The following is a 15193-nucleotide window of genomic DNA, read 5'->3' as shown; positions in this document are numbered from 1 at the left end:
GGTCACTTATTGGATATGGCGCCACATTACAGGGCGAGCTTTTCTGCTTTAAAGGGCAAAACGCCCTCTCAAGCGTGATTTTGGGGCAAAAAATCCATGCTGGGGCACTGGCATGCAATTTGCTCCCTTGTGAGGCAGGTTGCCTTGGCAGAGTATTCGCGCCGGCATCACAAACATTTAAGGGCATCCACTACCAGCCCTAATACACCCGGAGGACACTATGTCGAAGTCGGTTCAACTCATCAAAGATCATGACGTCAAGTGGATTGATCTGCGCTTCACGGACACCAAAGGCACTCAGCACCACGTGACCATGCCGGCTCGCGATGCGCTGGATGACGACTTCTTCGAAGTCGGCAAAATGTTCGACGGCTCCTCCATCGCCGGCTGGAAAGGCATCGAAGCCTCCGACATGATCCTGATGCCGGACGACTCCACCGCTGTTCTGGATCCGTTCACCGAAGAACCGACCCTGATCCTGGTCTGCGACATCATCGAGCCTTCGAGCATGCAAGGCTACGACCGCGACCCACGTGCGATCGCCAAGCGCGCCGAAGAGCACCTGAAAGCCACCGCTATCGGTGACACCGTATACGCAGGTCCTGAGCCAGAGTTCTTCATCTTCGACCAGGTGAAGTTCAAGTCCGACATTTCCGGCTCCATGTTCAAGATCTACTCTGAACAAGGTTCGTGGATGTCCGACCAGGACATCGAAGGCGGCAACAAAGGCCACCGTCCAGGCGTCAAAGGCGGCTACTTCCCGGTTCCGCCGTTCGACCACGACCACGAAATCCGTACCTCCATGTGCAACGCACTGGAAGAAATGGGCCTGACCGTCGAAGTTCACCACCACGAAGTGGCGACTGCCGGCCAGAACGAAATCGGCGTCAAGTTCAACACCCTGGTGAAGAAAGCCGACGAAACCCAAACCCTGAAGTACGTCGTGCACAACGTTGCCGATGCCTACGGCCGCACCGCGACCTTCATGCCTAAGCCTCTGTACGGCGACAACGGCTCGGGTATGCACGTACACATGTCCATCTGGAAAGATGGCAAGAACACCTTCGCTGGCGAAGGCTATGCCGGCCTGTCCGACACCGCCCTGTACTTCATCGGCGGCATCATCAAGCACGGTAAGGCCCTGAACGGCTTCACCAACCCGGCGACCAACTCCTACAAGCGTCTGGTTCCAGGCTTCGAAGCTCCAGTGATGCTGGCCTACTCGGCTCGCAACCGTTCCGCTTCGATCCGTATTCCTTACGTGTCGAGCCCGAAAGCCCGCCGTATCGAAGCACGCTTCCCGGATCCGGCTGCCAACCCGTACCTGTGCTTCGCCGCACTGTTGATGGCTGGCCTGGACGGCATCCAGAACAAGATCCACCCTGGCGACGCCGCTGACAAAAACCTGTACGACCTGCCGCCTGAAGAGGCCAAAGAGATCCCACAAGTTTGCGGCAGCCTGAAAGAAGCCCTGGAAGAGCTGGACAAAGGTCGTGCGTTCCTGACCAAAGGCGGCGTTTTCAGCGACGACTTCATCGACGCTTACATCGCCCTGAAAAGCGAAGAAGAAATCAAGGTACGTACCTTCGTACACCCACTGGAATACGAGCTGTACTACAGCTGCTGATCCGGTAGCGCCGCGGCACGCGGCGTGACAAAAAGAGGCCTCCTTCGGGAGGCCTTTTTTGTAGGCAACTTCCGACAATAAAGTTAGACATCTCTTCGGGCACACACAGCATCGTCCGGCATCAACCCATCTGAATGACTCGTAGGCTGTTCTCTACCTGCAATCAACGGATGGAATGATGAAAACTTTCCCACTCAAGACGCTACTGGCCGCTCTCACCGCCCTCGCCCTTCTAGGCTGCACCACAATTTCCCCATCGACAGACATCGAACGGGAAATCCTGCTTCAAAGCAGCAAGTCGTGGGATGGCACACCTTACATTCGCTACCCGGATGCCGTGCCCGAGCTGACAGTGCTCAAACTCACAATACCTGCCAATACCAAACTCCCCTGGCACACCCATCCCATTCCCAACGCGGGCTACATCCTCTCAGGCGAGCTAATGATCGAGGACAGGAACAGCGGCCAGACCAGACGCGTCAAACAAGGCGAAGCACTGGCCGAAATGGTCAATATCACTCATCGCGGAGTCACCGGCGATGAACCGGTAGAACTTGTTGTGTTCTATGCTGGCAGCGAAGGTATTCCATTGGCGGAGTAGTCTTTGCTTCACACAGGGAGTCCGAATGCGGCCACTTTTATTACTTCTACTGCTGTCCTTCATTTCTCCTGTGATGGCCCAAATCTACAAATACACCGATGCCGCCGGCAATACCGCCTACAGCAATCAACCGCCCGATGGCGTTGACGCCCGGGCGGTTGATTTGCCACCGATCAACAGCATCGAGCGTCAACCGCCCGTCGATCCTGCACAACCTCTGGCAGGCAATAACACCGAGCCGACCCACCGAGCCTACGAAAAACTGGAACTCACCGGCCTGCCCACCACAGAAGCGTTACGTGCCAACAATGGCACCTTCACGATTAACGTACTGATCAAACCGCGCCTGCAAGCCACCCACCTGTTGCGCCTGCTGCTGGACAGCCAGCCCTACGGCCAGCCAGGCAACGTGCCGACCCTGCAACTGGTGAACATCGATCGCGGCGAACACCGCCTCGCCGTGCAAGTGATCGATGGCGAAAACGTTGTGCAGCAGAGCCCTGCGGTGACATTCACCGTACAGCGGGTGCACAAACCTTGAAGGTCTGGCTACTGATTGCCTGCCTGATCGCCCAGCCCGCCTCGGCAGAGGTCTTCATGTATGTCGATGTTCAGGGCAACCGGGTTTTCACCGACCAGCCAAAACCCGGCGACGCCCGGCGTGTACCGCTGACAAAGAGCAATCGAATAGCGGCCAACCCCACCAGCGCAGGACCGTTGATCGCCGAGGGCAGTCCTGAAGTACAGGCGCTGTTCCACTATGAGGTGCTGCGTATCCTGATCCCGGAACCCGACGCAACCATCCGCAGCAACACTGGCGAAGTCATTGTCAGCGCCACCAACGAACCGGCCCTGCAACCCGGTCACCACTACCGGTTGCTGCTCGACGGCCAGCCCACCGCCGAACCTGGCCTGAGCCCGGTGTTCCCGCTGAGCAACATCGATCGCGGCAGCCATACCCTGTCCGTGGAAATCCTCGACGAACAGGGGCGCATCGTCGAACGCACCGCCAACCAACCTTTCCACATGCAGCGCACGTCTCTCGCCCAGAAGCGCAGGATCAAACCCTGCACTCTCGAAGACTACGGCCAGCGGCCGGAATGCCCGCTCAGCGACAGACCAGGCGAAGAAAAAAATCCTTTCTTGAGACTCTTTTAACCTCGTTCAGGCTTGCGCACTATATTGGTGCAATTGTTTGCACCGTACTCACACCCCAACCCATTTTGGTTCGAAAGTACCCGCGATAGCTGGCAGAACGCCACGTAAACGAGCGTCAAACGCCTGTTTCAGGCGCTGAACGCTTCTTTTCGGAGCCTTGGTTTGGTTTTTGCATTTTGCCCGTATCAGCATTTTTTTACGCACGCTCTGCCCTAAAAGAGGTCCCGATGACCATTAGCGACGCACTCCACCGTTTGCTACTCGACAACCTCACCACTGCCACCATCCTTCTCGACGCCGAACTGCGCCTCGAGTACATGAACCCGGCGGCAGAGATGCTGCTGGCCATCAGCGGTCAGCGCAGCCATGGGCAGTTCATCAGTGAGTTGTTTACCGAATCGACCGAAGCGCTGAACTCGTTGCGCCAGGCCGTCGAGCAGGCGCACCCGTTCACCAAGCGCGAAGCCATGCTCACCGCCCTCACCGGCCAGACCCTGACCGTCGACTACGCGGTAACACCGATTCTGAGCAACGGCGACACGATGCTGCTGCTCGAAGTCCACCCCCGTGACCGCCTGCTGCGGATCACCAAAGAAGAAGCACAACTGTCGAAACAGGAAACCAGCAAGATGCTGGTGCGCGGCCTTGCCCATGAAATCAAGAACCCCTTGGGCGGGATTCGCGGCGCGGCACAATTGCTGGCCCGGGAACTGCCGGAAGAGAGCCTGCGCGACTACACCAACGTCATCATCGAAGAAGCCGACCGCCTGCGTAATCTGGTGGATCGCATGCTCGGCTCCAACAAGCTGCCGTCGCTGGCCATGTGCAATGTCCATGAAGTACTTGAGCGTGTCTGCCATCTGGTGGAGGCTGAAAGCCAGGGCTGCATCACCTTGGTGCGCGACTACGATCCAAGCATCCCCGACGTCCTGATCGATCGCGAACAAATGATTCAGGCCGTGCTGAACATCGTGCGCAATGCGATGCAGGCCATCAGCAGCCAGAACGAACTGCGCCTGGGGCGCATCAGCCTGCGCACCCGCGCCATGCGCCAGTTCACCATCGGCCACGTACGCCATCGTCTGGTGACCAAGATCGAAATCATCGACAACGGTCCGGGCATCCCGGCAGAACTTCAGGAAACCATTTTCTTCCCCATGGTCAGCGGTCGCCCGGACGGTACCGGGCTGGGCCTGGCCATTACCCAGAACATCATCAGCCAGCACCAGGGCCTGATCGAATGTGACAGCCACCCCGGCCACACCACCTTCTCGATCTTTCTGCCACTGGAACAAGGAGCCACATCGACATGAGCCGTAGTGAAACCGTGTGGATCGTCGATGACGACCGTTCTATCCGTTGGGTCCTGGAAAAAGCCTTGCAACAGGAAGGCATGACCACGCAAAGCTTCGACAGCGCCGATGGCGTGATGAGCCGTCTGGCGCGCCAGCAGCCGGACGTGATCATTTCCGACATCCGCATGCCCGGCGCCAGCGGTCTGGAGCTTCTGGCGCGGATTCGCGAACAGCACCCGCGGCTGCCAGTGATCATCATGACCGCGCACTCCGATCTGGACAGCGCTGTCGCGTCCTATCAGGGCGGCGCCTTCGAGTACCTGCCCAAGCCGTTCGACGTTGATGAAGCGGTTTCCCTGGTCAAGCGCGCCAACCAGCACGCTCAGGAACAACAAGGCCTGGAAGTTGCCCCGACCCTGACCCGCACCCCGGAAATCATCGGCGAAGCGCCGGCGATGCAGGAAGTGTTTCGCGCCATCGGACGCTTGAGCCACTCCAACATCACCGTGCTGATCAATGGTGAATCGGGTACCGGTAAAGAACTGGTGGCCCACGCGCTGCATCGCCACAGCCCGCGCGCCGCTTCGCCGTTCATTGCGCTGAACATGGCGGCGATCCCCAAAGACCTGATGGAATCCGAACTGTTCGGCCACGAGAAAGGCGCGTTCACGGGCGCGGCCAACCTGCGTCGCGGGCGTTTCGAGCAAGCCGACGGCGGTACGCTGTTCCTCGACGAAATCGGTGACATGCCCGCTGACACCCAGACCCGCTTGCTACGGGTACTGGCCGACGGCGAGTTCTACCGCGTCGGCGGTCACGTGCCGGTGAAGGTCGATGTGCGCATCATCGCCGCGACTCACCAGAATCTGGAAACCCTGGTGCATGCCGGGAAATTCCGTGAGGACTTGTTCCATCGCCTCAACGTGATCCGCATCCATATCCCGCGCCTGTCGGATCGCCGCGAAGATATCCCGACCCTGGCCAAGCACTTCCTCGGCCGCGCTGCCCAGGAACTGGCAGTCGAACCGAAGCTGCTGAAAAGCGAAACCGAGGAATACCTGAAGAACTTGCCATGGCCCGGCAACGTGCGGCAGTTGGAGAATACCTGCCGCTGGATCACGGTGATGGCTTCGGGACGCGAAGTGCACATCGGTGACCTGCCGCCGGAGCTGCTGAGCCTGCCTCAGGACTCGGCGCCCGTGACCAACTGGGAACAGGCCCTGCGCCAGTGGGCCGACCAGGCGCTGGCCCGTGGTCAGTCAAGCCTGCTCGACAGCGCCGTACCGGCCTTCGAGCGGATTATGATCGAGACCGCCCTCAAGCACACCGCCGGTCGCCGCCGTGATGCCGCCGTCTTGCTGGGTTGGGGACGCAACACCCTGACTCGCAAGATCAAGGAATTGGGGATGAAGGTTGATGGCGGGGATGATGATGAGGGGGATGAGGGCTAAACAGCCTTTAGTACTTCGCTGATCTTTAGGCCCAATCGCGAGCAAGCTCGCTCCTACAGTGGATTTTCGGTGTTTTCACGATCGTGCAGACACCATCGAACCCTGTGGGAGCGAGCTTGCTCGCGATGCTTTTTGGGTTATCAGTGCACCGCCGCAATGCACCGTGAACCGCAATCGCGCACAACCACTGTCCTGAAACCTCGCCATAAAACCCGATACTACCCGCCACCCAAAAACACAAAAGCCCCGGATCTCGGGGCTTTCAGCGCTTCAAAGCGATTTTTTGTTCCAAGCTGTTAAAACCTGGCATGCCCCCTGCAATAACCCTTTCAAGTGAATCAGTTCACCTACCCGGTTTCGGGGACCTTGGTACAGGCAGGCCGGGGATTCCCCTCTTTACATCGGGCTCACACCGCACCCGCGACGAGCCCAGCCGTTTTGGGGCCCTTGATACAGGCAGGTCAGGGGTTCCTTCTTTACACCAGGCTCACACCGCACTCGCGACGAGCCTCCCGTTTCGGGAACCTTGGTACAGGCAGGCCGGGGATTCCCTCTTTTATTGCTCCCGGAGATGGATCTCCAGCCGCCAGCGGTCATCAACCTCGCTACCGACCCATTCGCCCCGCAGGGGCCGGGCCGCTACCAGTGTCAGCAACAACCCCCCATCGCTCAAACGTACCCGCCAGTTCACGTCCTTGCCGCCGAGCTTGAGCTGACCTTTATGCGCCTTGCCCTCGGCGCCAAACAGCAGCGCGACACTGCCGTCCACAATTTCGCCGTGGGTCTTGGGTTCATTGTTGAACCACACCACCAGCCCGTCGTTCGTCACTTCCACCTGCTGCAACTGACTGGGGTCTGGCGTGGTCAGGCGACCGATCATCATCCCGACCATCACCCCGACAATCGCCAGCGAGCCCATTACCCGCAGGAATAGTTTCGAACGCACGCCTTCTGGCGGCGTAGAATGCGCGTCATCTTTGCCTTCGGAGCCGTGCATGTTTCACGTCATCCTTTTCCAACCAGAAATTCCGCCGAATACCGGCAACGTTATCAGGCTGTGCGCCAACAGTGGCTGCCACCTGCATTTGATCGAACCGCTGGGCTTCGAGATGGACGACAAGCGCCTGCGCCGGGCCGGCCTCGATTACCACGAGTATGCCACCCTGCAACGCCACGCGGACCTTGCCAGCTGCCTGGAGAGCCTCGGCCATCCACGACTGTTCGCCTTCACCACCAAGGGTTCGCGGCCGTTCCACGATGCCAGCTTCGCCCCGGGCGACGCATTCCTGTTCGGCCCGGAAAGCCGTGGCTTGCCCGCCGAAGTGCTGGATGCCCTGCCCGGCGAGCAACGCCTGCGCCTGCCGATGCGCGAGGGCTGCCGCAGCCTGAATCTGTCCAATACCGTGGCGGTGGCCGTTTACGAAGCCTGGCGTCAGAACGACTTCAAGTAACCCCCAAAAAAATGTGGGAGCGAGCTTGCTCGCGATGGCGGTGCATCAGTCAACATTGATGTTGAAGCTGGTGACCTCATCGCGAGCAAGCTCGCTCCCACAGTATTGATACGCTTTTACTGAACGGTCGGAGTCTCGCCAGCAGCCTGCATGCGTTGCAGCTCTTGCGCATACAGCGCATCGAAGTTCACCGGAGCCAGCATCAGTGCCGGGAACGAACCGCGGGTCACCAGGCTATCCAGGGTTTCGCGAGCGTACGGGAACAGGATGTTCGGGCAGAACGCACCCAGGGTGTGGCTCATCGAAGCGTCATCCAGGTTCTTGATCAGGAAGATCCCGGCCTGTTGCACTTCAGCGATGAACGCCACTTCGTCACCGTTTTTCACGGTAACCGACAAGGTCAGCACGACTTCGTGGAAGTCGGCTTCCAGCGTCTTCTGACGGGTGTTCAGATCCAGAGCGACGCTCGGCTCCCACTGCTGGCGGAAGATCGCCGGGCTTTTCGGAGCTTCGAAGGACAGGTCACGCACATAAATGCGCTGCAAGGAGAATTGCGGTGCAGTTTCTTCTTCGTTCGCAGCAGTGTTCTGTTGGTCAGTCATCGCAGATCCTTCTTGATCCAGGGTTCTTTTAGGTTTGCTTGTTTGGGGTATTGCCGTCAGGCCCTGAGCAGCGCGTCGAGCTTGCCGGCACGCTCCAGGGCGAACAGATCATCACAACCGCCCACGTGGGTGCTGCCGATCCAGATTTGCGGCACGGACGTACGCCCGGCCTTCTGGGCCATCGCAGCGCGCACCTGCGGCTTGCCATCGACCTTGATCTCTTCGAAGGCCACACCTTTGTTCTCGAGCAGGTACTTGGCTCGCGAGCAGTAAGGGCAGTAATCGCTGGAATAGACGACGACGCTACTCATATCACTTCACCAGCGGCAGATTGTCGGCTTTCCAGCTGGAGATACCGCCGGACAGCTTGGCGGCGGTGAAGCCGGATTTCATCAATTCGCGGGCGTGGGTGCCGGCGGTCTGGCCCATGGCGTCGACCAGGATGATGGTCTTGGCCTTGTGCTTTTCCAGCTCACCTACACGTGCGGTCAGTTTGTCCTGAGGGATGTTCAGCGCGCCGACAATGTGACCGGCGGCGAAATCCTTGGTCGGACGAATGTCGATCACTACGCCTGCGTCCTTGTTGACCAGCCCGGTCAGTTCGCCGGTGCTCAGGCTACGGCCGCCGCCCTGCATTTGATAGGCAATCAGCAACGCCAGCAGTACGACGAAGATACCGACGAGAATGTAGTGGTTAGTGGCGAATTGAATCAGGTTAGCAACCATCGAAGGAGGTTCCAGGGCGTTAAAATGTCGGCCAGTATACACAGCCACTATGGTGGGCCAAACCCCGTCCGGCGGTGACGCGGCCGGAACTTCGCTTTAAACTGCCACTCCCTTTTCCATTGCTCCTTTTTATCTCAGCCACGAGTGGATTCCATGACTACCACGCCTAAACCTTTGGTCCTGATGATTCTCGACGGCTTCGGTCACAGTGACAGCCCTGAATCCAACGCTATCTTCGCCGCGAAGAAGCCCGTACTGGACCGCCTGTGGGCCACCGTGCCGAACGGCCTGATCTCGGGCAGCGGCATGGACGTCGGCCTGCCGGACGGCCAGATGGGCAACTCCGAAGTCGGTCACATGAACCTGGGCGCCGGCCGCGTGGTGTATCAGGACTTCACTCGCGTCACCAAATCGATCCGCGACGGCGAGTTCTTCGAGAATCCGACCATCTGCGCTGCCGTGGACAAAGCGGTCGCCGCCGGCAAAGCCGTGCACTTCATGGGCCTGCTGTCCGATGGCGGCGTACACAGCCACCAGGATCACCTGGTTGCCATGGCCGAACTGGCCTTCAAGCGCGGCGCTCAAAACATCTACCTGCACGCTTTCCTCGATGGCCGCGATACTCCGCCGAAAAGCGCGCAGTCGTCGATCGAACTGCTCGACGCGACCTTCCAGGCCCTGGGCAAAGGCCGGATCGCCAGCATCATCGGCCGCTACTACGCCATGGACCGCGACAACCGTTGGGACCGCGTGTCCCAGGCCTACAACCTGATTGTCGATGGCCAGGGCGAATTCAACGCCGCCACCGCTCAGGAAGGCCTGCAGGCGGCATACGAGCGTGGCGAGAGCGACGAATTCGTCAAGGCCACCTCCATCGGTGAGCCGGTAAAAGTCGAAGACGGTGATGCCGTGGTGTTCATGAACTTCCGCGCCGACCGTGCCCGCGAGCTGACCCGCGTGTTCGTCGAAGACGACTTCAGTGAGTTCGAGCGTGCCCGCCAGCCGAAACTGGCCGGTTTCGTCATGCTGACCCAATACGCCGCCAGCATTCCTGCCCCGTCGGCCTTCGCCGCCGGCAGCCTGGAAAACGTGCTGGGCGACTACCTGGCGAAAAATGGCAAGACCCAACTGCGCATCGCCGAAACCGAAAAATATGCCCACGTGACCTTCTTCTTCTCCGGCGGCCGCGAAGAACCGTTCCCGGGCGAAGAACGCATCCTGATTCCGTCGCCAAAAGTCGCCACCTATGACTTGCAGCCGGAAATGAGCGCACCGGAAGTCACCGACCGCATCGTCGACGCCATCGAAAACCAGCGTTACGACGTGATCGTGGTCAACTACGCCAACGGCGACATGGTTGGCCACAGCGGCGTGTTCGAAGCGGCGGTCAAGGCCGTTGAATGCCTGGACCTGTGCGTGGGTCGCATCGTCGATGCCTTGGAAAAAGTCGGCGGCGAAGCCTTGATCACCGCTGACCATGGCAACGTCGAGCAAATGTCCGATGAAACCACCGGCCAGGCGCACACTGCGCACACCACCGAGCCGGTACCGTTCATCTATGTCGGCAAGCGCGACCTGAAGGTGCGCGAAGGCGGCGTGCTGGCGGACGTGGCGCCGACCATGCTGAAGTTGCTGGGCCTTGAGCAACCCAAGGAAATGACCGGGACTTCGATTCTGGTGTAACCGGGATATCCCGAACACTGAAAAACCCTGTGGGAGCGAGCTTGCTCGCGATAGCAATCTGACAGCCAACATCTATGTTGAATGATCGGACGCCATCGCGAGCAAGCTCGCTCCCACAATGGTTTATGGAGTTTTCGAAATGGAATTCAGTCTGTCGCTCGCTCCAGTCATCACACAGTCAGAAATGGGCATTTTTTTTGCTGCCCATGGCGGGCATACTAGGCCGTCCCTTTCCCTGGTGCCGCCCGCCCCTATGCTTCGCGTCCTGATAGCCCTAGCTCTGACATGCCTGCTCCAACCGGCCTTTGCTGACGAGCGCGCAGATACCCAACAACAGTTGGACGCCACGCGTCAGGACATTGCCGAGCTGAAGAAGCTGCTGGGCAAGCTGCAGGAAGAAAAGTCCGGTGTGCAGAAAGAGCTCAAGGGCACCGAAACCGAAATGGGCAAGCTCGAGAAGCAGGTCGAAGCCCTGCAAAAAGAGCTGAAGAAAAGCGAAGCCGAGCTGCAGCGACTCGATGCAGAGAAAAAAAAACTCCAGAGCGCGCGCATTGAACAGCAACGACTGATCGCCATTCAGGCCCGGGCGGCCTATCAGAACGGTCGCCAGGAATACCTCAAGCTGCTGCTCAACCAGCAGAATCCTGAAAGATTTGCCCGTACCCTCACCTATTACGATTACCTGAGCCAGGCTCGCCTGGAGCAGTTGAAGAATTTCAACGAAACCCTGCGCCAACTGTCCAATGTCGAGAAAGACATCGCCATGCAGCAGGCGCAACTGCTGGTGCAGCAAAGCAGCCTCGACACCCAGCGTGATGAGCTCGAGAAAGTCCGCAAGGAGCGCCAGCAAGTCCTGGCCAAGCTCAATGACGACGTAAAGGCCCGCGATCAGAAACTGGCGGCGCGCGAGCAGGATCAGGCAGACCTGTCTAAAGTCCTTAAAACCATTGAAGAAACTCTGGCACGCCAGGCCCGTGAGGCAGAAGAAGCGCGACAAAAAGCGCTGATTGCCCAGCAGGAAGCCGAAAAAAAGCGTTTACGTGAGGCCCAGGCGCAGGCAGATGCCAGCGACGATGCCCCACGCAAACCGGTCAGATCGACACCTGGCGCACTGGTTTCCAGTTCCGGCGAAACCTTTGGCGGTCCGTTTGCGTCAACCCGCGGCAAACTTCCCTGGCCTGTCGATGGTCGACTGCTGGCGCGCTACGGTGAAAGCCGAGGCGACGATGCCCGGACCAAGTGGGATGGCGTGATGATCGGCGCGTCTGCCGGCAGTGCGGTGCGTGCCGTACACGGTGGTCGCGTGGTGTTCGCCGACTGGTTGCGCGGCGCCGGGCTGCTGGTGATCCTCGACCACGGCAATGGTTATTTGAGTCTGTACGGTCACAACCAGACGCTGCTCAAGTCTGCCGGTGACGTTGTAAAAGCCGGTGAGCCTATTTCCACTGTCGGTAGCAGTGGCGGGCAGGACACACCAGCGCTGTATTTCGCAATTCGTCAGCAGGGTCACCCGAGTGACCCTGCGCAATGGTGCCACGCGCAAGGATAGGCGTAGAGTCACCTACATTAGGAGTTCGTTCGACATGCTGCATTTGTCCCGCCTTACCTCGCTGGCCCTGACGATCGCCCTGGTGATCGGCGCGCCTCTGGCGTTTGCCGCTCAACCAGCGCCGGTGGTTGCGCCTGCGGGCACTGCCGCGACCACCAAGGCGCCGCTGCCGCTGGATGAGTTGCGCACCTTTGCCGAGGTGATGGACCGGATCAAGGCCGCTTATGTCGAACCGGTGGACGACAAGACCCTGCTGGAAAACGCCATCAAGGGCATGCTCAGCAACCTCGATCCGCATTCCGCCTACCTGGGTCCTGAAGATTTCGCCGAGCTGCAGGAAAGCACCAGCGGTGAATTCGGCGGCCTGGGCATTGAAGTCGGCGCCGAAGACGGCTTCATCAAGGTGGTGTCACCGATTGACGACACTCCGGCCTCCAAGGCCGGTATTCAGGCCGGCGACTTCATCGTCAAGATCGACGGCCAGCCGACTCGCGGCCAGAGCATGACCGAAGCCGTGGACAAGATGCGCGGCAAGATCGGCCAGAAAATCACCCTGACTCTGGTGCGCGATGGCGGCACGCCGTTCGACGTGACCCTGACCCGCGCCGTCATCCAGGTCAAGAGCGTGAAGAGCCAGCTGCTGGAGTCGGGCTACGGCTACATCCGCATCACCCAGTTCCAGGTCAAGACCGGTGAAGAGGTTTCCAAGGCCCTGGCCAAGCTGCGCAAAGACAACGGCAAGAAGCTCAAGGGCATCATTCTCGACCTGCGCAACAACCCGGGTGGGGTGTTGCAGGCAGCGGTGGAGGTGGTCGACCACTTCATCACCAAGGGCCTGATCGTTTACACCAAGGGCCGTATCGCCAACTCCGAGCTGCGTTTCTCTGCCACCGGCAAGGACGAAAGCGAAGCCGTGCCAATGGTCGTGTTGATCAACGGCGGCAGCGCCTCGGCTTCGGAAATTGTCGCCGGCGCCCTGCAGGACCAGAAACGCGCCGTGCTGATGGGCACCACCAGTTTCGGCAAGGGCTCGGTGCAAACCGTGCTGCCGCTGAACAATGAACGCGCATTGAAGATCACCACAGCGTTGTATTACACGCCGAACGGCCGCTCCATCCAAGCCCAGGGCATCGTCCCGGACATCGAAGTGCGCAAGGCCAAGATCACCAGCGAGCAGGACAGCGATTACTTCAAGGAAGCGGACTTGCAGGGTCACCTGGGCAACGGCAACGGCGGTGTCGACAAACCGACCGGTTCCAGCGGCAAAGCCAAGCCGATGCCGCAGGACGATGATTACCAACTGGCCCAGGCCCTGAGCCTGCTCAAAGGGCTGAGCATCACGTCCGGCCGTTGAGATGTTTCTGCGGTTGCTGATCGGTCTGCTGTGTTGTCTGGCGGGTGTTGTTCATGCAGAACCCGCCGGATCGACGTCCCACAAAGCCTACCTGAGCCTGATCATCGATGACCTGGGGCAGAACCTGCCCCGGGATCGCCGCGTGCTGGCCCTGCCCGGCCCGGTGACTGCGGCGATCATGCCCGATACACCCCACGCCACCAAATTCGCCCGCGAAGCCCATCGCGCCGGCAAGATCGTCATTCTGCACATGCCCATGGATCCGGCCACAGGACCGTTCGCCTGGCATCCCGAACTGCCCGTCGATGAGCTGGAAAAACGCCTGAACGCCGCGTTCAAAATGGTCCCGTACACCAGCGGCATCAACAACCACATGGGCAGCCGCATGACCGCACAACCAACGGCCATGGCCTGGCTGATGGCGGCCTTGCAGCGACGGCACAAGTTCTTTGTCGACAGCCGCACCAGCGCGCAGACCGTAGCCGCTGCCCAAGCGCAGAAGATCGGTTTGGCGAGCGTTTCACGGGATGTATTTCTCGACGATGAGCGTACTGAAGCAGCGATTTTGACCCAGTTGCAAACCGCGATCAGCCTCGCGCGCAAGCAGGGTTCGGCGGTGATGATCGGGCATCCGTATCCACAGACGCTGGCGGTACTGGAACGCGAACTACCCAAGCTCAAGGCTCAGGGGATCGAGTGGATTGATATCCGGCAGATGATCAGCGTGCGCGGAAACCGGGCGACGGCGGCGCATGGCAAGGATGGGGTGTACCGCTGAGTCTGCGGCACCACAAAACTACTGTGGGAGCGAGCTTGCTCGCGATGGCGCCATCAAATTCAACATCTCTATCGACTGGCAGACCGTCATCGCGAGCAAGCTCGCTCCCACAGTGGTCCGGGCATGGCTAACGGGTTGGTATTGAATCCTACAGATACTGCGCCATTATCTCGTCCACCCGACCTTCCTTGCGCATCTGATCCAGCGCCGCCTGGAGCTTGGCAACCGTCTCGTCCGGCACGTCCTTGTTCAGTGCCAGGTACAGTTCGGCACTGTTGAAACGCAATACGGTTTTCAACCCGTTAACCCCTTCCTGGCGCGCCAGATAGCGCCCGGCCGGGTCACCAGTGGCCCACAGGTCGATCTGCCCGTTGACCAGTTTTTTCGCGTTGTCCTGGTCGCGCAGTACAACAATCGGATTGAGTCCCTGCTTGGCCAGCGTCTCGGCAATGGCGTCGCCCTTGTAGGCGCCGATCTTGTATTTGCGCGCGTCATTCAAGGTTTCGAGGGTGATCTTGCTGTCAGCCTTGGCCAGCATGATCCAGTCGTCCGGGCCAATCGGGCCGACCCATTTGAAGAGTTTTTCGCGATCGGGCAGGCGCGCCATGACGAATACGCCGTAACCGGGTTTTTCCAGGGTGAGTTTGTAGATTCGCTCCCAAGGGAAACGCAGCGTCAGGCTGTAGGTAATGTCGGCGCGCTTGAATATCTCGCGGACGATATCGGTGGCGATGCCATCGATGTTCTCGTCCTGAGCGAAGTTCTTGCCGTTCTTCGCCATGTTGTACGGCGGGAAGTTTTCCGTCAGCAACACCAGGTCGGTATCGGGGCTGTCTTTAGCGTTTGCTCCGTTGATCAACAACAGAGAGGCGCTGGCAAGGACGAGAAGAAAGCGTTTAAGCATGTCTGGCTACCGAA

At 59.5% G+C, this 15193-nt stretch carries 16 protein-coding genes; 11 read left to right on the top strand and 5 right to left on the bottom strand.

Annotated features, from left to right (window positions below; translation table 11 throughout):
- Positions 1–220 precede the first annotated feature (220 nt).
- From glnA to ntrC, 6 genes are all read left to right on the top strand, one after another.
- Positions 221–1627, top strand: coding sequence for a type I glutamate--ammonia ligase (gene glnA / locus PSJE_RS21245; RefSeq protein WP_008002929.1), 1407 nt, complete (start codon positions 221–223; stop codon positions 1625–1627).
- A 178-nt stretch (positions 1628–1805) separates the two neighbouring features.
- Positions 1806–2228: a cupin domain-containing protein gene (locus tag PSJE_RS21240; RefSeq protein ID WP_090452607.1), complete on the top strand. Its 423-nt coding sequence runs from the start codon at positions 1806–1808 to the stop codon at positions 2226–2228.
- Positions 2229–2253: 25 nt separating this feature from the next.
- Positions 2254–2769 (top strand): DUF4124 domain-containing protein, encoded by a 516-nt coding sequence (locus PSJE_RS21235; RefSeq protein ID WP_090452605.1) that lies wholly within the window; start codon positions 2254–2256, stop codon positions 2767–2769.
- Complete coding sequence (locus PSJE_RS21230) at positions 2766–3386, top strand: DUF4124 domain-containing protein (protein WP_090452603.1); 621 nt, start codon at positions 2766–2768, stop codon at positions 3384–3386. Before PSJE_RS21235 ends, PSJE_RS21230 begins: the two co-directional genes overlap by 4 nt.
- A gap of 227 nt (positions 3387–3613) precedes the next feature.
- Entirely contained in the window at positions 3614–4699 is a 1086-nt protein-coding gene (glnL, locus tag PSJE_RS21225; RefSeq protein WP_057712404.1) for a nitrogen regulation protein NR(II), read from the top strand.
- Complete coding sequence (gene ntrC / locus PSJE_RS21220; protein ID WP_046040882.1) at positions 4696–6132, top strand: nitrogen regulation protein NR(I); 1437 nt, start codon at positions 4696–4698, stop codon at positions 6130–6132. Before glnL ends, ntrC begins: the two co-directional genes overlap by 4 nt.
- Before the next feature lie 556 nt (positions 6133–6688).
- On the opposite strand, the gene PSJE_RS21215 is transcribed toward ntrC, so the two are convergent.
- Positions 6689–7129: a hypothetical protein gene (locus PSJE_RS21215; protein WP_090452601.1), complete on the bottom strand. Its 441-nt coding sequence runs from the start codon at positions 7127–7129 to the stop codon at positions 6689–6691.
- Here PSJE_RS21215 and trmL point away from each other — a divergent pair.
- Positions 7128–7583 (top strand): tRNA (uridine(34)/cytosine(34)/5-carboxymethylaminomethyluridine(34)-2'-O)-methyltransferase TrmL, encoded by a 456-nt coding sequence (gene trmL / locus PSJE_RS21210; protein ID WP_090452600.1) that lies wholly within the window; start codon positions 7128–7130, stop codon positions 7581–7583. The genes PSJE_RS21215 and trmL overlap by 2 nt on opposite strands.
- A gap of 116 nt (positions 7584–7699) precedes the next feature.
- On the opposite strand, the gene secB is transcribed toward trmL, so the two are convergent.
- Genes secB through PSJE_RS21195 form a run of 3 tightly spaced genes read right to left on the bottom strand, consistent with a single transcriptional unit; the run spans position 7700 to position 8911 of the window.
- Positions 7700–8185, bottom strand: coding sequence for a protein-export chaperone SecB (gene secB, locus PSJE_RS21205; RefSeq protein ID WP_057397192.1), 486 nt, complete (start codon positions 8183–8185; stop codon positions 7700–7702).
- Positions 8186–8241: 56 nt separating this feature from the next.
- Positions 8242–8496 carry a glutaredoxin 3 gene (gene grxC / locus PSJE_RS21200; protein ID WP_008047737.1) on the bottom strand — a complete coding sequence of 85 codons (255 nt, stop codon included), beginning with the start codon at positions 8494–8496 and terminating at the stop codon, positions 8242–8244.
- Between the two features lies 1 nt (position 8497).
- Complete coding sequence (locus tag PSJE_RS21195) at positions 8498–8911, bottom strand: rhodanese-like domain-containing protein (protein WP_008047735.1); 414 nt, start codon at positions 8909–8911, stop codon at positions 8498–8500.
- A gap of 153 nt (positions 8912–9064) precedes the next feature.
- Here PSJE_RS21195 and gpmI point away from each other — a divergent pair, with 153 nt between their 5' ends.
- The 4 genes from gpmI (at position 9065) to PSJE_RS21175 (ending at position 14275) form a co-directional block, all read left to right on the top strand.
- Positions 9065–10594: a 2,3-bisphosphoglycerate-independent phosphoglycerate mutase gene (gene gpmI, locus PSJE_RS21190; RefSeq protein ID WP_090452598.1), complete on the top strand. Its 1530-nt coding sequence runs from the start codon at positions 9065–9067 to the stop codon at positions 10592–10594.
- Positions 10595–10847: 253 nt separating this feature from the next.
- A complete protein-coding gene (locus PSJE_RS21185; RefSeq protein ID WP_057712408.1) occupies positions 10848–12143 on the top strand; it encodes a murein hydrolase activator EnvC family protein in 1296 nt (431 codons plus the stop codon).
- Between the two features lie 34 nt (positions 12144–12177).
- Positions 12178–13497 (top strand): S41 family peptidase, encoded by a 1320-nt coding sequence (locus tag PSJE_RS21180; protein ID WP_057712409.1) that lies wholly within the window; start codon positions 12178–12180, stop codon positions 13495–13497.
- Position 13498: 1 nt separating this feature from the next.
- Positions 13499–14275, top strand: a complete 777-nt coding sequence (locus tag PSJE_RS21175; protein ID WP_090452597.1) for a divergent polysaccharide deacetylase family protein — start codon at positions 13499–13501, stop codon at positions 14273–14275.
- Between the two features lie 148 nt (positions 14276–14423).
- Here PSJE_RS21175 and PSJE_RS21170 read toward each other — a convergent pair whose 3' ends face one another.
- Positions 14424–15179: a substrate-binding periplasmic protein gene (locus PSJE_RS21170; protein ID WP_090452595.1), complete on the bottom strand. Its 756-nt coding sequence runs from the start codon at positions 15177–15179 to the stop codon at positions 14424–14426.
- Positions 15180–15193 lie beyond the last annotated feature (14 nt).

Source organism: Pseudomonas jessenii (genome assembly GCF_002236115.1).
Taxonomy (GTDB): domain Bacteria; phylum Pseudomonadota; class Gammaproteobacteria; order Pseudomonadales; family Pseudomonadaceae; genus Aquipseudomonas; species Aquipseudomonas jessenii.
The sequence above is the reverse complement of the archived record's forward strand: the minus strand, read 5'-3'. Positions and strand labels throughout refer to the sequence as shown.